A 25,980-nucleotide genomic window follows, 5' to 3' on the forward strand; every position below is an offset into this window, starting at 1 on the left:
CGCTTCGTATATTTTTCATATCGAATACACAATTGGAATTATAGCACATATTTCCACTTCATCACCTAAATATTTTTTACAACAAATACAATTTTCAGACTATATTCGACTGAAACTATTTCATTTCGACATTATTTTCTTCTTTTCGAATGATTTTTTAACAAAAAAAGGTGTCAATTTACAAATAATTTACATATTAATGAGGTGTTCTTCTATTTTCGAAAGCGCTTTCGCTTTGTTTCTCAATAAAGCTAACTATTAATCTGCAAAATACGTTCTACTTTTCAGAGCTCTTTTTATATAAAAAATTAGACAAAAAAAGAGCCCACACATTGTGGACTCTTTTCATTGAAATAAATTTCAATTAGCGAGTTGCTGTTACAGGTTTGAAAGCAACAAGTTTGTTGTTTTCAATGTCAGTTGTATTTAAAACTACTTTACCTTCAACTTCTTTAGCTTTAACTGTTACTGTACCAGTTGCTAAGTTAACATCTGCTGGAGCTGTTACTTTAAGAACTACTTCTTTAGAAGCTTCAGCTGTTTCATCAGCTTTTGTCGCAGTTAATACTACACCGTTTAGGTCAATTACAAAGTCAGTTGCATCAACGTTTACAGCTTCAGAGAATGTTAAAGTGATTTCTTTAGCATCAACTTTTGTAATTTTAGCTGATTTGAATTCAGGAGCTTTTGTGTCTACAACATTTACTAATAAGTTTGTTGTACCCATTTTTACTCCGTCTTTATTTGCAACGTTAGCTACTGTGAATTTCACTGTTTCTGATTTTTCAAAAGTGAATGTTTCTGGTAATTCAATTGTTACTGATTTTCCATCAGCATTAACAACGATTAAAGTACCTTCTGGTAATTTAGCACCAGCTAAAGTGTAGTTGTTTACATTAGAAGCTGAGTCAGCGCCTTGGCCACCTTTTACTTCTTTATCAAATGTTACTGTAAACTTAGTTTTGCTATCAGCAACACGCTCAACTTTAGTTGCTTTTGGTGCTACTTCATCTTTTTTACCTTCTTCTTTTTTCTCTACAACTTTTACTTCTTTAGTAAATGCTGCAGATTCATTACCAGCTGTATCTTTTACAAATCCTTTTGTAGCAGCAACTTTATAGTTACCCTTTTCTTGGAATGTTAAAGTGATAGCTTTTTTGTTATCCTCAACTGAAGCAACAGCTACTTCTTTAGTTACATCTTTACTTGTATCTAAATTAATTACACGAAGTTTTCCTTCTTGTGCATTTACTTCTTTATCGAAAGTAAATGTTGCTGCTTTATTTTCATCAGCTACAACTTTTACCAAGTTAGGAGCTACAACATCTTTTGTAACTTTTACTTCTTTTGTTACTTTAGTACCTACGTTGTTAGCTGCATCTTTGTATCCAACAAATTCAACTTTAAGGTTTGCAGCTGTTTCTTTGTCCGTAAGGGCTCCTGGTACTGTAACAAGTGCTTTTGTAGTATCTTGATCAAGAGCAATTGTAGCACCCTCTACTACTTTATCACCTTTTTTAACTACTACTTTACCTTGTGCAGAAAGCTCTTCTGAGAATGTAACTTCTAATGTAGCTACACCATCAACAAGTTCTTTCACTTTAATATCTTTAACTTCTGGAGCTGTAACATCTTTTTCTACTTTGTAAGTAGCTTTACCTTCGTACATTTCCATTGCGTTACCAACTAAATCTTTAGCGCCAGTTACGATTACGTTAAATGCTTCACCGTTTTTAACTACAGATGCAACATCAGCTTTTGTTAATGTAACAGTATTCTCTTCAGGCGTAGCTGTGAATTCCTTACCGTTAATAACAACAGTAACTGCATCTTTGCTTAATTTTTCACTGAATACAACTTTAACATTTCCGTCTGGAGTAGATACTGTAGATACAGTTGGAGCTAGTTCATCGTTAAAGAAGATTACTTCTAATGCTTTTGGAATGTCTTTTCCATCTACAGATTTAACATCTTTAACATGTGCAACATAAGCTTGTTTATTTACAAGTGCATTTTTTAATGTAATAGTTGCTGATTTTTTATCTTTGCTTAACTCAACTTTTTCAATATCAAGTTCTTTTGAACCTTCTACAACTGCAAAGTTTGCAGCAGTTACATCTTTAACTTCAGTACCAAATTTAACTTCGATCTCTTTAGCGTTGATTTCTTTAATAGACTCAACTTTAGCTTCTGCTTTTTGTCCGAACTGCATGTCAGTCTTAGCAATGAATTTAGCAGCTTCTGCACGAGTTACAGATTTATCTGGCTCCCAACCATTACCAGTACCATTAGTGATATCTAGAGCAACTAAGATGTTAGCATCTTTTTTACCCCAGTGTTTTTCTAAATCAGAGAATTTAGTTTCTAATTCTCCGCTTACTTTATCTTCTAATTTGTATGCTTTTACAATCATTGATGCCATAGAAGCACGGTTAATTTGATTGCTTGGATTGAAGTTACCAGTTCCATCACCTTGAATTACACCAGCTTTTTCAACAGCTGCGATATATTTAGCAGCCCATGAATCTTGAGCATCTTTGAAAGATGGTTTTGCGCCATCTTTAACTTCTAAACCTAATGTAATTGCCATGATTTTCGCAGCAGAAGCACGATCGATTGCTTCAGTTGGAGCGAATGTTCCGTCTGGCTTACCTTCGATTGCTTTTTTTGCTACTAAATAATCAATGTATTCTGCACTCCAAGAACCTGGTTGAACGTCTGGGAATGTTTTACCTGCTGCTGCTACTGGAGAAACAACACCTGCTACCATTGCTGCTGTCATTGTGCCAGCGATTACTTTTTTGTAAGAGTTAGTCTTTGCCATTTTATATATTTCCTCCTTAGGAATGTAATACTAGTTCCATACTGTTTTAAATAGATATTCTATTTATTTTTGAAACTAGTAGATATAAATGTGGTTAAAGTATTCTTTTTACAGAATAATAGAATATCCTGTATTACAGAATCATAAAGAAATCATACACCCTTTTCATCTAATTTAAAACCTTAAATTCGACAAAAAAGTGAATTTTCACAATTCTAAACGATCGTTTTTTCGACTTTCATTTTAAAGGATCCAGATCTAAAAATCAGAATATTTTAAACGAATAGAAAAACGCGTCGGAATTACATTTATAACAAACTTCTTATAACCATTTACAACTATAACAGAAAAAGCTTTCCAATTACAACATCTAACTATAGAGATATTACGACATTAATCGACAACTTATTTTTCTATGATTCGACATTTTTATTACCATCAGATTTTCCAAAATTACCATACCTATTTTTTATCATTTACTAAATAAAACGCTAAGTACCTACATTCAATATATATTAATGTTAAGATTTTTAAACATACATCTTATCTCTCAAACTTCTTTTTTTATGAGCATACGTTTACAATCACTTACGTAATTCGACATTTTTCTACAAATTTATTTTTTCTTTCGACATTTTCTTTTTTCAAAAAATAAAAAAGAGGATGTCCTCTTAAATTAAGATCCCATTCCTCTTTTTTTGAACTCTTTTGAATTCAAGTCACTTATGATGTATCGAGACGCTGTTGAAATTTGCTCTCGTAATTCTTCTACTCTTTGTTCCAATGTTTCTTGTACATATTCTTTTTGTTCTAATTGCTTCGTTGCGACATTATGCAAAGTTTCAGACGTCCAATCACCATCTACATTTCCGATAATCGGCTGATTTACTTGTTGTAAAAATGAATCGATCTTTGGATCATATGAAATACCGACCATAGGAATATTAGCGACCGCAGATAGTATGAGCGCATGAAGTCTCATACCGATTAGAAGCGAACATTCCGACAAAATTGCAATTTTCTCATGAATATCGAGCTTATACGGAAGCATATGAGCTTCTTCTCCCATTAAATTAATAATATCGCGTGATGCATTTTGATCAAATGGTCCATGCATTGGTACGAATAAAATATGGTATCCATCACGCTTAAATTTTTTCAGCGTATCTGCTAGCTTCTTCATATAATCTTCTTTCGCGTCCCAATACCTCACACTAACTGCAATTACTTTCCCTTGAATCGAATGTTTTTGCAACCACTCGGACTTTATTCCTTCTGGTTGACATGCCAATACTGGATCTGGAACTAGTTCGATATCCTTCTTAATACCAATTTCTTTTAAATACAAAAATGAATCTTCATCACGTACTGATATATATTCCGCTTTTGATACTTGCCATTTCACTAATAAACGATTTTGTCTTTTCGTAATTGGACCAATTCCTTGCGCATAGATATAATACGGCTTCTTCAAAAAACGAGCAATTCGCATAATACCTGTATAGTACAAAATACTTTTAATACTCGTTTTATCTTGAAGGAGGCTTCCCCCTCCGCTAATTAAGCCATTACTTCTCTTTATTTCTTTATAAATTGCTCTTATATCCCAGCGATTTACTGCCTCTACACCGTACATTTTCCTTGTATAGTCGGGGTCATTCGAAAGTACAACAAGCTCAAGAGTAGGATCCTCTTCATGTAGCGCTTTAATAATTGATTGCAAAATTGCTTCGTCCCCAACATTATAAAAACCATAATATCCTGATAAAACTAACCGCACTCTTAATCTCCTCCAACATTTCGCAATCAACTTTTTGTCATTCAACAAATCGCTATCAACTCTTTAATAAGAAAAGTTGGATAACTTTAAATTGATTTCTTTCACAAACATACAAATAGCCATACTCATTTATGGACTCATTTACTTACGTAAAAATGGGATTTGCTTTTTGGATATCCAGTTCAACTTTAATGCGCATATGCCATATATGAACAAGGCCACACAAAACGCTACACCACTATATAGTATTGCAATAAGTCTAGAATCTACCACATTTATGAAAGTAGATGTGAAATATAATCCTATACCTACTATACTAGATACCCCAATTACAGCAAAAAATCTCCCCATGTGAATCGAATAAGCCAATTCTTTTCGAATGTATATATAGTTTACGATACAAATCATGATATATATGATAAGTGTACTATAAGCTGCACCAGTTATGCCAAATTGACTTACAAGTACTATATTTAATATGACTTTTACAAAACTCGCTCCAACAACTATCCACGCCGCTTGCTTAGAACGGTTAATTCCTTGCAAAATTCCTATTGATAATACCATAAGTGACGTAAAATACGAACTACCAATTAAAATAGCTAACATTCCGCTCCCTTTCGCATCTGTAAACAATCCAACATTTAACGGGATTGTAAGTGCCATGAGCCAGATTGTTATCGGCGTTGTTAAAACATGAGCAAGCTCATTTGTCCGTTCAATTGTTTGTTTTGCTAACGCTCTATCTTTCTTTGTTAATGCAGCAGTTAACAACGGGATTAACGGAAATACCATCGCACTTGCAAACACGACAATTAATTGTGTAAACGCAAATCCACGACTATATATACCAAATTGTTCTTGAATCGTTGTAGTGGATTCATGCAACATATGTGGAATCGTTACAGAATCAACTAAATTTAACACCGGCATCGATAATGCTCCAACTGCAATTGGAATCGAGACCTGAAGTATCTTTTTTGCATTATCTTTAAAATCTTGTAGTGAATATGTATTACTTTTATAACAATATATACTTTTTACATACTTCATTCTCAAATAAATAAGTGAAGTAATTACTCCAAGGCAAGAACCAATCATTGCGCCGCCTGTTACAACATCACTCTCTTTATTCCAATATACAAATAAAAATGCAATTGCTAACATAAAGAAAACACGAATGAACTGCTCAATTACTTGTGACACCCCGGTAGGAATCATATCTCCAAAACCTTGGAAATATCCTCGATATACCGCCATATATGGTGCGATTAATAACGCAAACGAAGTGACAATTAATGGAAGCCTCGTATCTTGTCCACCAAGCATATTTGCAAACATACTTGATCCAATCATAATAACTGAAAATCCAAGCACTCCAAATATTACTCCAATAATAGATGCTGAAGTAAATAGTTTGGCAATTCCATTCACGTCATTCTTCTCATGAAGTTCAGCGATTAATTTTGATATAGCTAGCGGTACTCCCGCTACCGATAAAGTTAAAGCTATCATATACACAGGAAAAACAAGGCGAAAAATCCCCAGTACTTCATCTCCTGCTATATTTTGTAATGGGATTTGAAAAAAACTTCCCAACACTTTCGATAGAAACGTTGTAATCGTTAAAATCGCAGCGCCTTTCACAAACTTATTATTCATCTTCTAGCTCTTTTCTTTCAATATATAATTTCCATACATATTACAACATAAAACGAGATAGCTATATTCTTCTCTTTTTTGAAAAAATTCACTTTATCTCATTTAGCTATCATACCAAATTTCTTATACATTGAATACTCTCTTTCTTTCTATGTTTTAAATATAGTATGTACAATAACGCCTTATTTATATCCAGTTATTTCTTCAATTTACTACTTCTACTTATTCGGGATAAACATGTGCTATAATGTAGCTATTGTCAGTAAGAGGAGTGTTTACAACATGCTGAATTCGGTAAAAAAGCTGTTAGGAGATTCTCAAAAGAGAAAACTAAAAAAATATGAACAACTTGTTCAAGAAATTAATAATCTGGAAGAAAAAATATCTGATTTATCTGATGAAGAATTGCGTCATAAAACGAGCACATTTAAAAACATGCTTCGTGACGGAAAAACAGTGGATGATATAAAAGTTGAAGCGTTCGCTGTTGTACGTGAAGCAGCAAAACGTGTACTTGGATTACGCCACTACGATGTGCAGTTAATTGGTGGCCTTGTACTATTAGAAGGTAATATTGCAGAGATGCCAACTGGTGAAGGAAAAACATTAGTTTCTTCTCTTCCAACATACGTACGTGCTCTTGAAGGAAAAGGCGTTCACGTTATTACTGTAAACGACTATTTAGCAAAACGAGATAAAGAATTAATTGGCCAAGTTCATGAATTTCTAGGTTTAAAGGTTGGATTAAATATTCCTCAAATCGATCCTGCCGAAAAGAAACTTGCTTACGAAGCTGATATTACATACGGTATTGGAACAGAATTTGGCTTTGACTATCTACGTGATAATATGGCCTCTTCAAAAAATGAACAGGTACAACGTCCTTATCATTTTGCTATTATTGATGAGATTGATAGCGTTTTAATTGACGAAGCAAAGACACCTCTTATTATCGCTGGTAAGAAATCAAGTAGCTCTGATTTACACTATTTATGCGCAAAAGTTATTAAATCATTCCAGGATACTCTTCATTACACATACGATGCAGAATCGAAATCTGCTAGTTTTACAGAAGACGGTATTACAAAAATAGAAGATTTATTTGATATCGATAACCTATATGATTTAGAACATCAAACTTTATATCATTATATGATTCAAGCATTACGAGCTCATGTCGCTTTCCAATGTGATGTTGACTATATTGTACACGATGAAAAAATTCTACTTGTAGATATTTTCACGGGTCGTGTTATGGATGGTCGCTCTTTAAGTGACGGTTTACACCAAGCTCTTGAAGCAAAAGAAGGCTTAGAAATCACTGAAGAAAATCAAACACAAGCATCCATTACAATTCAAAACTTCTTCCGTATGTATCCAGCACTATCTGGTATGACAGGTACAGCAAAAACGGAAGAAAAAGAATTTAACCGTGTATATAACATGGAAGTTATGCCGATTCCTACAAACCGTCCGATCATTCGTGAAGACAAAAAGGATGTCGTATACGCAACAGCCGATGCTAAATATAAAGCTGTACGTGAAGATGTTCTAAAACACAATAAACAAGGACGCCCGATTTTAATTGGGACAATGTCTATTTTACAATCAGAAACCGTTGCTCGTTACTTAGATGAAGCAAATATTACATATCAATTATTAAATGCAAAAAGCGCAGAACAAGAAGCCGATTTAATCGCAACAGCTGGACAAAAAGGGCAAATTACAATTGCAACGAATATGGCCGGACGAGGTACTGATATTTTACTAGGTGAGGGTGTTCACGAACTTGGTGGATTACATGTAATTGGTACAGAACGTCATGAATCAAGACGCGTTGACAATCAGCTAAAAGGTCGTGCCGGTCGTCAAGGAGATCCAGGTAGTTCTCAATTCTTCCTTTCTTTAGAAGATGAAATGCTAAAACGTTTCGCACAAGAAGAAGTCGAGAAATTAACGAAATCACTGAAAACAGATGAAACAGGACTTATTCTAACTTCTAAAGTCCATGACTTTGTGAACCGTACACAATTAATTTGTGAAGGTAGTCATTTCTCCATGCGTGAGTACAATTTAAAGTTAGACGATGTAATAAATGACCAACGTAACGTAATTTATAAATTACGTAATAACTTATTACAAGAAGATACAAATATGATTGAAATTATTATTCCAATGATTGATCATGCTGTAGAAGTCATTTCTAAGCAATATCTTGTAGAAGGTATGCTTCCAGAAGAATGGGATTTTGCTAGTTTAACAGCAAGTCTAAACGAAATTTTATCAGTAGAAAACATGCCATCACTATCAGCGAATAATGTACATTCACCGGAAGATTTACAATCCGTTTTGAAAGAAACATTATCTCTTTACAAAGAGCGCGTAAATGAGCTAGATAGTCATACTGATTTACAACAGTCGCTACGATATGTTGCCCTTCATTTCCTAGATCAGAACTGGGTCAATCACTTAGATGCAATGACCCACTTAAAAGAAGGCATCGGACTAAGACAATATCAACAAGAAGACCCTACTCGTCTTTATCAAAAAGAAGCTTTAGATATCTTTTTATACACATATGGTAATTTCGAAAAAGAAATGTGCCTCTATGTTGCAAGACATTTAGGTGTTCCTGAAAACGTACAATAACGAGGTGAAAGATTATGTTATCATTCCTAAAAAAAGCTAAGAAAAACGGAAAAGATACGACTGTCTCTAGTAATCAACTATTCGGACAAGAAAGCACAAATACTGAAAATAAAACTGTAAAGCCAACGCTTTACTTCCACCCTAGCTGGGGTGCAGTAGGACAAGAACAAAAATACATTTATCAATTTTTACATAAAGAACTACCACGTTTAGAAGAATATCAAATTTCTTTATCTGGAATTGAGATTGAAAAGCGTGATAACGGTTATGACGTAGCTGTATTTATTCGCAGCACTGTTCCGAAACCAATTTCTTTCGAAGAAGTTACATTAATTCTTCTAAATAAAGAGAAAAAATTATGCGCGCGAAAAACATTTAACCTTTCTGCATTAGGAGATATTCCTGCAAATGTAAATATGCCGTTTATCTTTACATTTGAGCAAGAAACCATTACAGATGCTGAATTATCGCAAACGGATTGGGAATTAGCGTTCGAACTTGAAAGTAAGCATGTATTAGATTTAGATCCATCTTGGGAAGCTCAGTTACCTGAAGCAAGTAAAGAAGCTTTACGTAATTTCGTAGACAATTTAACACCTCCAAATGATGGTGAAATTAACTTCCTAGGTCTGCAAGCTGCACGAAAAGAAAACGGCGATTTACATACAACGCTGCTTATTCGTAACGGTTGTAAAGACAACATTCAACTAGAGCAACTTCCTCTTCATATTGAAGATGCCACAGGTGCAGTTGTTGTTAAAGGCGCTTTCACATTACCGAACCTTGAAATTAAAGCGAACACTACAAAACCATGGTCATTTGTCTTCCCTGCTTCATCTATATTAAAAGAAGATATGGACCTATCTTCTTGGAAAGCACTTGTACCACAAGACTAATCATAGAGAGGCTCGCCTCTCTTACTTTTTTCATACAAAAAGCCTGTTCAAAAAGATGGTCATCACACCTCTTTGGACAGGCTTTTTCTTTATGTAAAATTTATTTCGTTACGAATAAACGTTCAATATGATATTCAGCTTCTAATTTGCACATTTCATCTGCATGCTTCACTTTATTTCTTTTTAATTGCTCCACTTGTTCTTCGCTCGGTTTTTCATTAATAAGCTCATTAATTTTTTCATTTACTTTCATTGCTAACGCTTGATGGAAATCTGGATGTCCTTTCAACTCATCATCTACTTTATTGATCCAAGTTGATTTTGTGTATAAATACTGTTTCCACTGTTCAACAAATTGTTGCATATCAAACTTTTCTTCGTTCCATTCAATTTCTTTCATATACTTCTCAAAAGAAACAACAATTGAGCGTGTAATCCCAATCTTCACTCCGTGTGGTAACTGTTTGTACATCAATTATTCCCTCCAGCTTAAAGCTCTTCCTTCTGACAAAAAAGGAATCTCAAAATTCATATACATTACTATAATATCACATACCTAATCTAGAATGTTACTATACTGCTAAGATGAATAAATGTCAACAAACGTATAACATCTTGATATACAGATGTTAAAAACAACAAAAACACCCTTATATAAGGGTGTCTCTTCATATAGTTTCCGTTTTTACAAATAGTAATTTATCTTTCTGCTCATTACTCGCCATCGCTACTAACGTCTTTTTAATATGAGCAGGCACTTGCTCTAGCGTTACACTCAATCCTGATTTATCCGACTGCTCAATGAAATTCAATAACGCCATAGCTCCTGATACATCCATATAGCGTGCATCTTTCATACGTAAAACAACCGGAGATTTTACGTCTTGTAAAGCATAAAAAACACGATCCACTGTTAAAAACGAAAGTGGGCCCTTAATTTTATATGTTGCTTCCTTTTCTTTTATAATAGAAGCTTTACGTTCTTTACATTTCACCATGTATATAATGAAGGAAAGAATAATACCGAACGCAACAGCAATCATTAAATCAAACTTCACTGTGACAATCATCGTTACGAGCATAACAACGACATCACCTTTTGGCGCTACATGCATTTTCTTCATGCTTTCCCAATCAAACATACCAATACCAGTTAAAATTAAAATACCTGATAATACAGCAAGTGGAATGTATTGTACGACCGATCCAAGTCCCATAATGAAAATAAATAATATAACACTATGCATACTTGCTGAAAGCGCCGTTTTACCGCCACTTCTTATATTAACGATAGATCGTACAGTCGCACCTGCGCCTGCTAATCCGCCAAACAATCCGCTCATCACATTACCGATACCTTGTCCGACCAGTTCTTTATTACTTTTATGACGCGTACCCGTCACATTATCCATTACGACCGATGTTAACAACGAGTCAATCGATCCTAATAAAGCAATACTAAGCGCTGGTAAAACAAGTTCTGCTACGCCTGCTCCGTTTAAAGATGGAATATGAAGCGTTGGCATCGCTTCTGGAATCGTCCCAATCTTTTCAATTACCTTATTTAATGACAAATTTCCGATAACCGGTAACTTCACTGTAAGCCCTTCTAACGCAGAAGAAAATAAAGGAAGCATAGCTGTCACACCTACTAATGCGACTAAACTAGATGGAATAGCCTTAATCCACTTTCCAGAAACAATCATGACAATAATCGTTAATACGACGAGTAGAAAACTATTTTGCACATGCTTCATTTCACCTAAAATAATAATTAATGCGATTCCGTTCATAAATCCTGATACGACCGGATACGGAATGTACCGCACGTAAGATCCAAGCTTACATACACCGAATAAAATTTGAAACAGTCCCGCCATCATAAATGCTATAAAACTCGCCTCTAATCCGTGCGTCGCAATAACCCCTGTTGCAATAACCGTAATCGGTCCAGTTGGTCCCGTAACCTGCCCAGGTGTACCACCAAATAACGCCGCAAATAAGCCTGCAAAAATTGCACCATACAATCCGACTAGTGCTCCCTCAGACGTTCCCGTTGCAGCAATACCAAATGCAATGGCAAGTGGCAATGCAACAATAGCAACAGTAAAACCTGCTAAACATTCCTTTGCTATTTTTTGAAACATATAATAACCACCTTTGTATAAAGTCCATTTTCCATTGTACACCTAAATAGATACATTCGTTAGTCCACTTTTTACAGTATCGTGACGTAAACGCATTCAATTGTAAGCTCCTACCGCATCTTTGGAAACTATTATAACTATGGTATAATGGATAAATTAAATCTTTTATTATATATTTGGAGGCACTATGCTAACTTTTGAAGAAAAATTATCGATCATTGAATCTTTCCCAGAATTAGAAAGAAAAAACGTATCATTAAAACGTGTGAACTTTCACTTTGAAGAAAGTCGTTTAGATAAAAAGAACGTTGTATATCATTTACATCCAAATGGAAACGGATTTGTATATGCAAGTGGGATTAAAGGTTACAAAACGGATGATAAAGGTATGGTTAACATCCGTGAATTTTCAGCAGATGAGTTACGCTCAGTAATTGAGCAATCAATTGAACTATTATCACAAGAAGAAATCGTAGTTCCTGCAGAACCTGCAAAAGAAGAAGAATGGCAGAACGAAGACGGTCATATCCTTACTCTTATCTCAGAGGACGATATGTGGAACGTGTACGCTGGTGTAAATTTAGACGGTACATTCAACTCTTATCCAGAAGCTGCGGAATACCTTGATGAAGAAGGATTTTCACGTAAATAATATAAAAAGCGGAGACTTATCGTCTCCGCTTTTTTTTATACATCTATTCCCAAACTAAAAACATAAGAACTTAATGCTCTCACATCCATTAATTTTTTTGGCGTCTAAACATCATCGCTCCCAAAATTAATGCGAACATACCTGCAAGAATAGAAGTAGATTCTACTGCCGCTCCACCTGTTTGAGGAAGTAATTTTGATTGCTTATTACTTTCTTTACTAGATGGTACTTCTGATTTGTTTTGTACTTCTACTTTATTTTGAGACTCTGGTTTGTTCGGTATTTCTAGTTTCTCTTCTGTTACTTTCGGTTCTTCCGGCTTTTCTTCTTTTATTTCTTCTGTTGTTCCTTCTTCAACTTGCTCTTCTTCTGGTTTTACATGAATTTCCGGCTTCTCCGTAACTTCTGGCTTCTCTAGCACATTCGGCTCTTCTGTTACTTTCGGTTCTTCCGGCTTTTCTTCTTTTATTTCTTCTGTTGTTTCTTCTTTAGTTTGCTCTTCTTCTGGTTTTACATGAATTTCCGGTTTCTCCGTAACTTCCGGTTTCTCTAGCTCTTTCGGCTCTTCTGTTACTTTCGGTGTTTCTGGGTTAGTTGGAGCTTCCAGTTCTTCTATCGATTCTTCTTTACCTTGTTCTTCTACTTCTGTTACTTCGTGGATTTTTATATTTGTAATATTATATCCGTTAACTTTCGATTGATATCCTGATACTGGTTGTTCTTTCACTTCATACGTATGAGCTTTTCCTTCACTATCAACTGCTGGTAACTTTCCAAACTCATATTTCCAATCATTTTCTGCCGTAACTTCTTTCGTTGCAATGACTTTACCATTTTGCAGTAAATCTACTTTAATCGTTTTTGGGCGATCGTTTACTTTATCGCCTTCCCACGTTTTCGTTCCTGCAACAGATGTAGTTTTTAACTTATTTGGAACCATAAGTTTTATTCCATTTGTAGCATCCGTCTTAATTGTGAAAGGAATTTTCGCTTGTGAATCAAACTCTACATAGTTCGGAGCAGATATTTCTTGTACGTAATAATTACCTGGAGTAAGGTTTGGTGCTTCAACTATTCCGTCTTGATTTGTTGTATAGGAATCACCAATTTGCTGTCCTGACTCTGTAAACAATTTAAAAGAAACACCTGGAATAAACTTTTTCTCGTCTCCTTCAATATGTTTTACAATTTGCAGCGTTCCTTTCGCAGGTAAAACCCCTTCAGCTTCTCCACCAAATGATATATTTTCAACCTTTACACTATTAGATTCAGTACTAGGTTTCTCATATAAAATTTGATAATCAAGCTTGTAGTCATTCTGTAGATATTTCAACTTTTTCCCGCTATCAGTAATCGTTGATGTATAGAAAACGGTAAACGACGTAGCGTTCGCCATATGCCTATAAATTACAACTTCAAATGAGTTATCACTAATAAGCTTAATGTATCCATAACCTCGGTCTTGAAATTGTTTAAGAGACAAATATTCTTTATTATTGATAGTGATGGTAAAGCTATCTTTATTTAGTGTTTGTCCTTCTTGTAACGTATCTTTTAAAACGATGTTGTCATGTAAATATTGTTTCTTTAAATTTATATTTAAAAACCAACGTACTTCATTACTTTTGTCTGGCTGAATATCACCAGACTTATAGAAAAACATCCCCGGTTCTGTACCTTCCCCTTTTGGATGTGTAATACTTACCGATTGCTTTTCTAAACTTGTTCCTAAATTCGTTTGTACATCTTTCGTTTTTCCTGCTTCTACATTCGTACCTTGAACAGCAAAATTAAACTTTCCTCGAATATTTTGGAGCTGTTCTACTGTATCATTAAATGTACAAACTACATTATTTGTATTAATCTGGCACGTACCAAAAACGCGCCCTGATTCATCTTTTAATGCGATAGTTCCACTATAGCCCTTTAATTCTGGAGGTAGCACTAACGTTAATGTATCCCCAGACTTCATCTTCTTTCCAGGCTTTTCACTAAAGTTTACATGAATGCTAGTCTTTTCCCCATAATTTAATGTTGTCTTTTCAAATGCAAAACTATCAACAAATCCTGTTGTGTTTAGTTCTTGAGCATGCCCTATGATAGGCATAAAAACTTGTCCAATAAGAACAGTAAAAATAAAACAAATTACCGATATTCTTTTGAAATATGTACTCATAAACCCTCCATCTTTGGTTACTTCATTTTTCTACCCTAAATTACACTTTAAAATAAAGATTATTTGCAGCATCAAACTATCTTTACTTATCTTTTGGGCAGCCAACAATAAATATTAGTCCTTATAAAAGTGCATTACAAGACTGTTCATCCACCATTTAATTTGTTACTATTATAGTAGTAACCTCACGAACTGAATGACCATTTTATTCATAAGGTCATCTGACGACTGACTATCTTTATCTTTTAAATATACTCCTCCAATACCTTTATTCTACTCACACTAAAATTATATTATTTCAACATCTATAAAATTCACCTAATTAAATTACTAAACCCTTATTTAAAGCGGGATATTTGCATTTACAATCAAAGCTTAATGCTACAAAAAAGTACTTTAACATAATAATAAAAGAGAATTTAACTAGAAGATAGATACCATTTTTTTAATCGTTTTAAAAAAAATAAAGCTACCTTTTCGTATTAGAAAAGGTAGCTTTATCTGTATAGACAACCGCTCTACCGCTTACTTTTTGGCGCCTTTCAACGACTCTCTCAGGACAAATTTTTGTAATTTCCCACTTGCATTACGAGGAAGTTCATCCACAAATAAATAATGACGTGGACGTTTATAATCTGCTAATTCATCACTTTCTTTACAATACGTTTCTAAATCAGCTTCTGTAATTGTTTCATCTTTCTTCACAACAACTGCCACAACACGTTCTCCCCATAATTCATCCGGCTCACCAAGCACGGCAACATCTAATATACCAGGATGACTATGAAGGAAATCTTCAATTTCACGTGGATAAATATTAACGCCGCCACTAATCACCATATCATCCACGCGGTCTGCGACGAATAAATAGCCGTCTTTATCGAAGTAACCTAAATCACCAGAGTGATACCACCCTTTATACATCGATTTTGCATTTGCCTCTTCTCGGTTATGATAACCAGCCATCATAGTTGGACCGCGCAAAATAATCTCTCCTACTTCATAAGGAGGCAATACATCATTTGGTTCTGCCGGTGCATCTTCACTTGGTTTCACAATTCGAATTTCATGACTAAAGCACGGTGTTCCTGCTGAACCTGCTTTCGTAATTTGGTCCTCTTCTACGAGAAACGCAACAACAGGTCCCATTTCTGTCATTCCATAAATTTGTACAAGATCAATATAAAGACGTTCTTTACATTCCTTCACTAACGCTGGAGCCATCGCTGCTCCGCCGTATATACCAATCTTCATCGAAGTTAAATCGTACTTCGTTAAATCTTTTTGCAACAGCATATTCCACATCGTCGGTGCTGCAAAAAACGTCGTAATCTTCTCTTCTTGAATTGTATGTAATACTGTTTCTGTGTCAAAATGATGTAAAATAACATTCTTTCCACCAACTTGAATGCGCGGTATAATTCCAGCATTCAACTCACCGCAATGATATAACGGTGCTACAACAAGCCCAATACTATCTCGATTATATTTTAAGAAATACGTACAAATCATACTATGCTCAGCCATTTCGCGATGCCGATGTAATACACCTTTCGGATGACCTGTCGTACCGCTCGTATACAGCATAGAACAATAATCCATTTCACCTATTTCAATATCTATTTTTTCAGAAGATGCCGCATTTACTTTTTCATGGTAGGAACTAGCATAAGAAGGTGTATCGTCTTCTACATACCAAAAAGACGAATTCGGAAAATCTCGTTCAACGATAGCCACGGTTGGCTCAACTGCTTTTTCAAAAACAACTACTTTCGAGGATGCGTCCTGGAGAATATAAGATACTTCTTTTGCTTTTAAGCGGAAATTGATCGGGTTAAAGATTGCACCAATTTTCGCACAGGCCAAGTAAACGTTTACAAATTCACGGCAATTATATAAGTAAACAGATACAGTATCTCCCTTTCTTACCCCTTCTTCTAATAGAGCATGCGCCGTTTTATTTATTTGCTCATCCCACTCTTTATACGTCCAGCGAATATTTTTTTCTGGTTCCACTAATGCCTCTTTAGTCGGATACTTACCAACAGATAAATCAAATATTCTCCCTATCGTCATGTACATGCCAACAATTTCCCCCTTTTCTCTTTCATAAATCTATCATTTCGTCCATAAGTAGACATTGTCCTTTAATGATCTGACTAATTTTTCTGATTATTATCGACATAGTTTTACAAATGAAATTGTTTTTGATCCACTTCTCGGTAAATGAAATTATATTGGCGATTTTCCAGATATATCGACCGTAACTTGAAATATATCGGCGATTTTTCAAATATATCGACCGCAACTCAATTTATATCAGCGATTTTTCGAATATATCGACTTACCGACAAAAACTGACAATATAAAAAAGAAGCTGTCCCGATTTGGAACAGCCCCTTCTTCTTATGCAAATAGCTCTTCTAAAATTTTCAGTTTGTCTTCTGTATATTTTACGAAGCCATCGTTATATGATTTTGGATCTTTCGGATTTGCAAAGTGCGTAATTGCTCCCGTTTTCGGGTGAACAAATTTACTTGATGCACCACAACCAAGTCCGATAATGGATTGTACTTCTTCCATAATGACAATGTTGTAAATACTTTCTTGCGTCGGCATTGCATAACCAACGTTCTCTAAGTTACCTAAAATATTCTTTTGACGATATAGGTAATATGGTACGTAATTATGCTTTTGCGTCCACTCTTCTGCTTCGTGCATCATCGCTGTAATTTCTTCGCGACCTGCTACTTTATATTTACGTTTGTTTTGCGTCATTTCAGAAGCACGTTTGAATGATAACGTATGAACTGTTAATGATTCTGGCATTAACTTTTCTGTTTCATCTAACGTGTGCTTGAAAATATCTAGCCCTTCACCAGGAAGACCAATAATTAAATCCATATTAATATTGTTCATTCCCATTTCACGAGCTAAATGATACTTCTCAATTGTTTCTTCTACAGTATGGTGACGTCCAATCGCTTTTAGTGTTTCTTGATGGTATGACTGCGGATTAATACTAATACGGTCAATATTCCATTTATTTAACACTTCTAGCTTCGCTGGCGTAATTGTATCTGGGCGACCTGCCTCAACTGTTACTTCACGCACATTTTTCACATCTGGGAACGCTTCATACATTTCTTCATACAGCATATCCATCTCTTCTGCTGTAATACTTGTCGGTGTACCGCCGCCGTAATAAATCGTCGTAACTTTTACACCTTTTTCTTTTAAAAACTTACCAATTTCACGAACTTCATAATGTAAACCACCTAAGAATGAATCAACAGAGCCTTGGCGTCCGTTAATTGCATACGCCGGGAATGTACAATATGCACATTTTGTTGGGCAGAATGGAATACCGATATAAATACTTACTTCCTCTTTCAAACGATATAAATCCGGAACTACCGCTAATTGGCAATCAACGATACGTTGAAGAAGTTCAATTTTCTCTTCATGAATTAAATAACTTTCACGAAGTTCTTGGTGTGCTTCTTCTTTTGACATACCATTTTGAAGCATTTTATGAAGAAGTTTCGTTGGACGAACTCCAGTTAAAATACCCCAGCTTTGTTCAATACCAGTTAACTGCTGAAGAACAGAAAGATATACATAAGAAACAACGTGCTTCACTTGCTTCATACGCTCTTTTTCATCTGTAAAAGCAGATAAATCTTTTGCGAATGTTTCTTCATACACATTTCCAGTCGCAACATCTGTTAAACGAGCTGATGCTTTCACATTCTCTTCAATGTGTATATCAACGATAAGATTTGCTTCCTCTTGTTCAAATCCAATCGTACTATCTTCAAAAAATAAGCCGCCAATATTTTGTAGCGGACGTAAAAAACGATCATCTTGTAACGTTTTAATTGAAATTAACAACATTATCACCTTTTCATTTGCAAACTCTCTTTAGTTTACTTGAAGGGCGTTTGCAGGTCAATACAGAAGGTTTTACCTTATTTTCATATCCTATTTAAAACAAACTGAATATTGATTTTTAATGAACTTTCTCTAGTTGTATAGACATTAGAATATACTCTTGTTACAATCTAGAACGTATTAGTACTTGCTACTAATTTAAATACATATAAAGGAGGACTCTTAACACGACATAAAGACTATCACGTGTTAAAACAACTATGAAAAAAAAGTTTTACAATATTTTAGCACTATCTTTGGCATTACAAACATTTGTAGCACCTACCCATTCATTCGCGGATAGCATAGAGAAAACTGCGGAATTGTCTACAGATGAGCAAGCTTTAAAAAGCATTGAAGAACATGCAAAACAGCATAGACATGACGAAGAAAACGACCTTGAAATCTCAGGTGAATATCTTCTCCACTTATCAACAAAACTTCCACTATACGATTCAAATGACTTAAAAACCAAAACAAATATTGAAATTACTGAACCAGTAGTAAAGGCAACAAAGAAAAAAAATAATGCCTATTACATACAAACTACATCTGGTGCTGGCTGGGTTAATAAGGAAAATAATAGTTTAGAAGTACAAGAGATTCATAAACTTTCGAATCAAAAACTAATTGTAACAGAAGAAACATCCGTATATTCCTTCCCTTTCCAATCGTTTAAAGAAGAAACGAAATTACAGCCACAAACAGTAACTCCTACTGAACAAGCTGGGAATTGGTTTAACATTCAAATGAACGGAACTGAGAAATGGATTTATGCTCCTTCAGCTACATTCGACGGTACGAAAGCATCATTATTTGAAAAAACAGGTACTATCGAAAAGAGAAGCGCAACTTTCTTCAAAACACCACCTAATTTACCTACAAATAACGTTTATGGTGTTACATTTAAAGAAATGATTGTTCCAAAAGGAAATGAAAACATTCGTCCTGGCTACGCAATGGAACCGAAATACATTACAATTCATGAAACTGCTAATACAAGTAAAGGTGCGAACGCTTTAAACCATGCGAAGTACTTAGATAATCAAGCTCGCGGAAATACTGATCGTTCAGCGTCTTGGCATTTTACAGTAGATGACAAAGAAATTTATCAACATCTTCCGCTAAATGAAGTTGGGTGGCATGCTGGAGATAAAACTGGAAACTATGAATCTATCGGAATTGAAATTGCTGTGAATAGTGATGGAAATTATACGAAAGCGGTAGAAAATGCGCGCAAGTTAGCTGCTTTCTTAATGAATGAATTAAACATATCTCTAGATCACGTTCAAAAGCATCAATTTTGGAGCGGAAAAAACTGCCCTGCATTTATGATTCAGCGCGGACAATGGGATGCTTTCTTAAAAGGCACGAACGCTTACTATAATGAAAATCGTAAAGATGTTATTCCGCCACCAGAAGTCCCTCATGAAAAAGACGACATTACAGGCGGGTGGTATGAGCAAGACATTCGTCAGTTAGCTGCTAGGAAAATCATGTTTGGTGATGGAAATGGTTCTTACTGGCCAAACCGCCTCGTAACACGAGCTGAGTTTGCAAATTTAATGTCAAGAGCTTTAAAATTACCTGCTGGAAACGCTAAATTTACAGACTTAAACGAAGTACACCCATCTTTAGTAGACGGAATTAACCGTGCTGCTAGCGCTGGTATCATTAATGGTCGTGGGAATAATAAATTTGATCCCAATGCTACAATAACACGTGATGAAGCTGTTATTATGATTGACCGTGCACTAGAATATAAATGGATTTATAGAAAAGAAGTGAAATTACCATTCACTGACCAACACTTCGCATACGACAAAAAAGCATTACAAAACGTTTATGCATACGGAATTGTAAAAGGTAACGAACGAAATGAATTCGTACCAAAAGGCACAGCAACACGTGCTGAAGCAGCCGCATTTTTAAATCGAATGCTTAAAGTTATTGAAGCTTAAACAAAAAAACGTAGCCAAAAGCTACGTTTTTCCTTTATCGTTTCGGCGTATTTTTATGATTCTTCAAAAACGGAAGCGGGAATTGCTTACGGAAATGCTCTTTAATCATATACTCTACGCCGTTCTCACTATTTGAACGTGTAATCCAGTCGGCCGCTTGTTTTACCTCTACAGGCGCGTTCCCCATCGCTACCCCAAGACCCACATTTTCAATAACCTCTAAATCTTCCATGCTATCTCCAATGGCAACCATTTCGTTTAGCGAAATATTTAAATGCTCTCCAAGTAATTGTAATCCGCGTAATTTCGATACATTTTGCGGCAAAATTTCTATTCGTTTTGAATCACATTCAACATACTCTACATCTTGAAACGCTTTTCTTAATGTATTCAGTCCTCTTTCTTTTTCACCTTTCGTTTGGAAAAGAACATCAATTTTTGGAGCCGCGACTGGATGATCACGAAGCGCATCACCTAACGAATCTACAAATTGAACTGGATAAAATAACGGATCAGCACTCGATAACACAGTACGCGCAATTAAGTTGGGTGTATTTCTCTCACGATTTCCGATTGAAAACCTCTCATGAGAAATGCGGACGTTACAATCAAAGTGCTCTAACACTTGCACAATATTAAACGTCTTCTCTTCCGATAACCTTCTTTGAACGTACGGCTTATCTAACGTTGCTGAAACGAAAGCACCGCCGTGTGTCACTAATATAGAATCTATTTTTAGTGCCTTTGCTACTTTATGAGCGGACTGAAAATTTCGGCTCGTAAATAATGTAACGTATACGTCTTTTCTTTTCACAAATTCAATTGTTTCTCTTAATCCTTTTGCAATTTTTCCGTTGTTGTATAGTAGTGTCCCATCTATGTTAAGAGCTAGTAAGCGATAAATCATGTCGCACTCCCCCTCTTCGCTGTTGTACTCTATCCATAATTTATGAAATAAATGTAGCAAATAGAACGAGTTAGAATTTCTACTGAAAATTTGGTTTACTATATACATATACACTTAGTAAAGGAGATAGTACAATGCAGGCACCTCCTTCCTTTTATGAAGGCGATACGTTAGAAGTCGCAAAAAAATTACTCGGACAGAAACTTGTTCATATTGTAGACGGAATAAAGCGAAGTGGAATCATTGTTGAAGTAGAAGCATACAAAGGTCCCGATGATAAAGCAGCACATAGTTACGGAGGTAGACGAACGGACCGTACAGAAGTCATGTTTGGTGCACCGGGACATGCTTACGTATATTTGATTTATGGTATGTATCATTGTTTTAACGTCATTACAGCGCCAGTTGGTACCCCACAAGGAGTGCTCATTCGAGCCCTGGAACCGGTAGACGGGATTGAAGAAATAAAACTAGCGCGCTACAACAAAACCGACATTACAAAGGCTCAGTATAAAAATTTAACGAACGGACCTGGCAAACTATGCCGTGCACTCGGCATTACTTTAGAAGAACGAGGCGTCTCATTACAAAGTGACACATTACATATTGAACTTGTCCGAGAAGAAGAACACATGTCCTCACAATACAAAATAACAGCCGGACCTCGTATTAACATTGACTATGCAGAAGAAGCTGTACATTATCCGTGGCGTTTTTATTATGAAGGGCATCCATTTGTTTCAAAGAAATAAAGTGAAACTTTAATCAGTGGGGGGTCTTCATCCCCCACTGATTATTAGTTGAACCAATCGGACTTTTATGGGCAGTTGATCCCCCGCCTAACTTCTTTGCTTTCGCTGAATTTGGAGGTGGGGATCTTACTGCCCATTAAAGCGGGATAAATGATATCGACTTACCGACAAATAAAAGAAGACTGTTCCAAAATGGAACAGTCTCTCCCTTTTTACTCCGCACCTTCCGCAGTCGCAATATTATCCTCTAAGTTTTCTCTTGATAATTCAGCCGCCATAAAATCAGCTGTTTCTGGAAGTGCTAAATGCATATGAGCTTTTTGACAAATTTGGATCGTACAGTTTTCAACAACATAGTCGAAAACATGTCCGCCTCCGCTTCTTTCATCATCAATATAATGTAAGTGGAAACCAGCTACACCAATACCTTGCGCATAATCTGGCGTCCAAAATCCAGCAAGCGTACCTTCTGTATTTTTAAAGGAAAAGATCGGCTGTGATTTCGTCACTTCAACGAGCGGTGTATACGGTTTTTCTTGTTTTGGAACAGTTCTCGTTCTTACTTCGCGGAATGTACCGTCCATTCGAATACCATAAAATAAGTTTTTACTCGGCATTAATTCATGTAATAACGCTTCAACTTCTTCACGATTCATCGGACGCTCTACCGTATAACTCATTTCTTTTTCAAAAAACGTTACAGTCGCAAACGGTGTTGTTTCTTCTGGCTCTACTTTTTCTGCTGAACCGTCTGAACGTAAATGATAAAATTCGTTATCAAACGCAATCATTTCACCATCTAATTGATCAAATGTGCCAATACCGAAATCACCACGTTCTTTCAGTTCCTCAAAGCTAATCACACCATCATATATACCATCTAATAGCGCAAGCATTGTAGATGTTTGATATACTTCGTTACTCATTTTCGTTTTTTTTGCATCAATATCGATTAATTGCGCAACAGTCATCTCAAATCTACCTCCATTAGTTTAATTGGTTTGGTAATAATTTTTCGCTTAATTTAATGTTATCACGGTAATCGATTGGAATATCAATAATGACAGGTCCGTCTGCTGCTAGTGCTTCTTTTAATACACCTTCTAATTCATCAGGCGTGTTAACACGAAGACCTAACGCCCCGAAACTTTCCGCATATTTCACAAGATCAACATCGCCAAACTCTGTAGCTGATGTTCTGCCGTATTTCATCATTTGTTGGAACGCAACCATATCATATGTGCCGTCTCTCCAAACAAGATGGACGATTGGAGAATTTAAACGTACCGCCGTTTCTAACTCCATCGCTGAGAATAAGAAACCACCGTCACCTGATACGGAAACTACTTTTTTACCTGGTTCTACTAAAGTAGCAGCGATTGCCCAAGGAAGTGCAACACCTAACGTTTGCATGCCGTTACTAAATAATAATCTACGTGGTTCATAAGAACGGAAACATCTCGCCATCCAAATAGAATGGGAACCGATGTCACATGTAACGGTTGTGTCGTCACTAATTAAAGAACGAAGTGTACGAATCACTTGAAGTGGATGCGTAACACCTTCTGAAGGACGATTTGGAATTTCTGCTTGTTCTGATAATTTCGCGCGTAATTGTTCTAACACCGCTTCTGATTTCGTACTTAATACAAGTCTCGGTAATTTCTCCGCGATGCTATTTACCGTTAAAGCGATATCACCAATTAATTCACGCTCTGGTTGGTAATCATGGTCGATATCTGCTTGATGGTCATCAAGATGAATAATTGTTCTGTCTCCAAGTTTATTCCAGAATTTTGGATCATACTCAATTGGGTCATAACCGATAGAAATAACAAGGTCTGCTTCTTCTAGTAAAATATCACCTGGTTGGTTACGGAATAGCCCAACGCGGCCAAAGAAATGATCTTCTAACTCACGTGAAATCGCACCAGCTGCTTGATATGTTTCAACGACAGGAAGTTCTGTATCCGCAATTAATTCACGAACGGCTTTCGTCACTTCATTTGTGCTCGCTCTCATACCGAGTAAAATAACCGGTAATTTCGCTGCTTTTATTTTTTCTACTACGTATGTAATATCATGTGTGGGAGCGATTCCAAGCTGTGGCTTAGAAAGCGCACCGATAGACCCTACAGTCGTTTCCGCAGTCATAACGTCTTGCGGCAGACTTACTAGAGTAGCTCCTGGATTTGTAGAAGTTGCACTTCGGAATGCATTTGATAATGCTTCTGGCACATTATCAGGATGCTCTACTTCTACGCTATATTTTGTGATTGGTTCGAATAGTGCAGCATTATCCATAGATTGGTGCGTACGTTTTAATCGATCTGTACGTGGAACTGCACCAGCTAAAGCAACAACGGGATCACTCTCCGCATTCGCAGTAACAAGACCTGTCGCTAAATTTGATGTCCCTGGTCCTGAAGTTACAAGACATACGCCCGGTTTTCCTGTTAATCTACCAATCGCAGCTGCCATAAATGCTGCATTTTGTTCATGACGACAAACAATTAACTCTGGTCCTCTTTCTTGCAGTACATCAAATACAGAGTCAATCTTCGCTCCTGGAATACCGAAAACATGTGTAACACCTTGTTTAATTAAACAATCAACAACAAGATCTGCTCCTTTTGTTTTTGTCTTCACGTCGTTTGCTTTTACACCTGTACTCAAACTAATCATTCCTTTGTTTCATAATTTGTGTAATAAAGATTTTTAATTTCACCTGGTTAATTAACGTGGTGAAGTATCATTTATCATTATATTACAAATGCATTATTTTTCCAACAATATGAATTTGACATTATTTTGACAACAACTAGAGAATGCGCTTACAACCCTTTGCTTATCCTAAAATAATATTTTTATATCTCCTCGAAAAAAGCTGAAAAAACCTCCATCTCATTACAGTATTAAAAAAATATCAGTACCTTGCAAAGAATAATACTAAATGATATATTTGTAAATAATGGAATACCCATTAATTGTAATTCGCAGCCCCCTTTTCAAAAGATACGATTCTCAGCTTTCATTCATCATTCTATAAAGGAAAGTGATTATTATGAACAAAAGTGAATTTTTAGAACAACTTAGTTCTTCCCTGCGGAATATGCCTAATGCAGAAAAGAAAGATATTATTTTAGAGTACGAAACTCATTTTATTAGTGGTAAACAAGATGGAAAATGTGAAGAAGAAATTGCTAGAAAACTAGGAAACCCTAAAACGATCGCCAAAGAATTGAATGTTTCCTATGCAATAAGCAATGCTGACAAGAAACGCAACTTCAAAAATATGATAACTGCACTATTTTCTGTTATGAGCTTAAGTGTTTTAAATTTTGCCTTTATCTTTATCGCCTTTTTCGTACTACTCTTTTTATTACCGATTATTCTAGCACTTATCATTGCTACTCCAGTATTAATCATTTCACCTATTTTATTAATAGGGTTAGGATTTTTTAAAGGGTTTCATCAAATTAGTTACTCCGATGTTTATAATGTGTTTATCGCCTTTTGCGTCGGTTTACTCATATCCGTCATAAGTTATCAAATGATCAAACATCTATATGCACTTTTAGTAAAGTATTTGAAATGGAATATAGCTATTTTACAAAGACACTAATGAATGTAAAAGGAGA

17 protein-coding genes are annotated in these 25,980 nt (G+C 35.6%); 6 read left to right on the forward strand and 11 right to left on the reverse strand.

What is annotated here, in order from left to right; genetic code table 11:
- Nucleotides 1-364: 364 nt before the first annotated feature.
- From ACTFRS_RS19670 to ACTFRS_RS19680, 3 genes are all read right to left on the reverse strand, one after another.
- Nucleotides 365-2,824, reverse strand: a complete 2,460-nt coding sequence (locus tag ACTFRS_RS19670) for an S-layer homology domain-containing protein (protein ID WP_440023339.1) — start codon at nucleotides 2,822-2,824, stop codon at nucleotides 365-367.
- A 676-nt stretch (nucleotides 2,825-3,500) separates the two neighbouring features.
- A complete protein-coding gene (gene csaB / locus ACTFRS_RS19675) occupies nucleotides 3,501-4,604 on the reverse strand; it encodes a polysaccharide pyruvyl transferase CsaB (protein ID WP_098229159.1) in 1,104 nt (367 codons plus the stop codon).
- Between the two features lie 141 nt (nucleotides 4,605-4,745).
- The gene (locus tag ACTFRS_RS19680; RefSeq protein WP_440023337.1) at nucleotides 4,746-6,266 is read right to left on the reverse strand and encodes a putative polysaccharide biosynthesis protein; all 1,521 of its coding nucleotides are present in this window, start codon (nucleotides 6,264-6,266) and stop codon (nucleotides 4,746-4,748) included.
- 282 nt (nucleotides 6,267-6,548) lie between these two features.
- On the opposite strand from ACTFRS_RS19680, the gene secA2 reads away from it, so the two are divergent.
- Together secA2 and ACTFRS_RS19690 are read left to right on the forward strand one after the other, a co-directional pair.
- Complete coding sequence (gene secA2 / locus ACTFRS_RS19685; protein ID WP_440023335.1) at nucleotides 6,549-8,915, forward strand: accessory Sec system translocase SecA2; 2,367 nt, start codon at nucleotides 6,549-6,551, stop codon at nucleotides 8,913-8,915.
- 14 nt (nucleotides 8,916-8,929) lie between these two features.
- Entirely contained in the window at nucleotides 8,930-9,811 is an 882-nt protein-coding gene (locus tag ACTFRS_RS19690; RefSeq protein WP_000948199.1) for an accessory Sec system S-layer assembly protein, read from the forward strand.
- A gap of 100 nt (nucleotides 9,812-9,911) precedes the next feature.
- On the opposite strand, the gene ACTFRS_RS19695 is transcribed toward ACTFRS_RS19690, so the two are convergent.
- Together ACTFRS_RS19695 and ACTFRS_RS19700 are read right to left on the reverse strand one after the other, a co-directional pair.
- Nucleotides 9,912-10,283, reverse strand: a complete 372-nt coding sequence (locus tag ACTFRS_RS19695) for a hypothetical protein (protein WP_000278023.1) — start codon at nucleotides 10,281-10,283, stop codon at nucleotides 9,912-9,914.
- Nucleotides 10,284-10,479: 196 nt separating this feature from the next.
- Entirely contained in the window at nucleotides 10,480-11,958 is a 1,479-nt protein-coding gene (locus ACTFRS_RS19700) for a SulP family inorganic anion transporter (RefSeq protein ID WP_439195491.1), read from the reverse strand.
- A gap of 187 nt (nucleotides 11,959-12,145) precedes the next feature.
- On the opposite strand from ACTFRS_RS19700, the gene ACTFRS_RS19705 reads away from it, so the two are divergent.
- The gene (locus ACTFRS_RS19705) at nucleotides 12,146-12,610 is read left to right on the forward strand and encodes a hypothetical protein (protein WP_000955012.1); all 465 of its coding nucleotides are present in this window, start codon (nucleotides 12,146-12,148) and stop codon (nucleotides 12,608-12,610) included.
- 88 nt (nucleotides 12,611-12,698) lie between these two features.
- Here ACTFRS_RS19705 and ACTFRS_RS19710 read toward each other — a convergent pair whose 3' ends face one another.
- From ACTFRS_RS19710 to ACTFRS_RS19720, 3 genes are all read right to left on the reverse strand, one after another.
- On the reverse strand, nucleotides 12,699-14,786 hold the full coding sequence (locus tag ACTFRS_RS19710) for a Cna B-type domain-containing protein (RefSeq protein ID WP_440048717.1): 2,088 nt from the start codon (nucleotides 14,784-14,786) through the stop codon (nucleotides 12,699-12,701).
- Between the two features lie 525 nt (nucleotides 14,787-15,311).
- The gene (locus ACTFRS_RS19715) at nucleotides 15,312-16,868 is read right to left on the reverse strand and encodes a fatty acid--CoA ligase (RefSeq protein WP_000282007.1); all 1,557 of its coding nucleotides are present in this window, start codon (nucleotides 16,866-16,868) and stop codon (nucleotides 15,312-15,314) included.
- Nucleotides 16,869-17,192: 324 nt separating this feature from the next.
- Nucleotides 17,193-18,683, reverse strand: a complete 1,491-nt coding sequence (locus ACTFRS_RS19720; RefSeq protein ID WP_001998823.1) for a coproporphyrinogen III oxidase — start codon at nucleotides 18,681-18,683, stop codon at nucleotides 17,193-17,195.
- A 257-nt stretch (nucleotides 18,684-18,940) separates the two neighbouring features.
- Here ACTFRS_RS19720 and ACTFRS_RS19725 point away from each other — a divergent pair, with 257 nt between their 5' ends.
- The gene (locus tag ACTFRS_RS19725) at nucleotides 18,941-20,680 is read left to right on the forward strand and encodes an S-layer homology domain-containing protein (RefSeq protein WP_440025685.1); all 1,740 of its coding nucleotides are present in this window, start codon (nucleotides 18,941-18,943) and stop codon (nucleotides 20,678-20,680) included.
- 34 nt (nucleotides 20,681-20,714) lie between these two features.
- Here ACTFRS_RS19725 and ACTFRS_RS19730 read toward each other — a convergent pair whose 3' ends face one another.
- Entirely contained in the window at nucleotides 20,715-21,587 is an 873-nt protein-coding gene (locus tag ACTFRS_RS19730; RefSeq protein ID WP_139868952.1) for a Cof-type HAD-IIB family hydrolase, read from the reverse strand.
- Nucleotides 21,588-21,721: 134 nt separating this feature from the next.
- On the opposite strand from ACTFRS_RS19730, the gene ACTFRS_RS19735 reads away from it, so the two are divergent.
- Entirely contained in the window at nucleotides 21,722-22,339 is a 618-nt protein-coding gene (locus ACTFRS_RS19735; protein WP_139868953.1) for a DNA-3-methyladenine glycosylase, read from the forward strand.
- 212 nt (nucleotides 22,340-22,551) lie between these two features.
- Here ACTFRS_RS19735 and alsD read toward each other — a convergent pair whose 3' ends face one another.
- Both alsD and alsS read right to left on the reverse strand, forming a co-directional pair.
- Complete coding sequence (gene alsD, locus ACTFRS_RS19740; protein WP_139868954.1) at nucleotides 22,552-23,310, reverse strand: alpha-acetolactate decarboxylase; 759 nt, start codon at nucleotides 23,308-23,310, stop codon at nucleotides 22,552-22,554.
- A 16-nt stretch (nucleotides 23,311-23,326) separates the two neighbouring features.
- Entirely contained in the window at nucleotides 23,327-25,015 is a 1,689-nt protein-coding gene (gene alsS, locus ACTFRS_RS19745; protein ID WP_139868955.1) for an acetolactate synthase AlsS, read from the reverse strand.
- 388 nt (nucleotides 25,016-25,403) lie between these two features.
- On the opposite strand from alsS, the gene ACTFRS_RS19750 reads away from it, so the two are divergent.
- Entirely contained in the window at nucleotides 25,404-25,964 is a 561-nt protein-coding gene (locus ACTFRS_RS19750) for an HAAS signaling domain-containing protein (protein WP_139868956.1), read from the forward strand.
- Nucleotides 25,965-25,980 lie beyond the last annotated feature (16 nt).

Origin of the sequence: Bacillus cereus group sp. MYBK139-1 (assembly GCF_051916915.1) — a bacterium.
Taxonomy (GTDB): domain Bacteria; phylum Bacillota; class Bacilli; order Bacillales; family Bacillaceae_G; genus Bacillus_A; species Bacillus_A pacificus.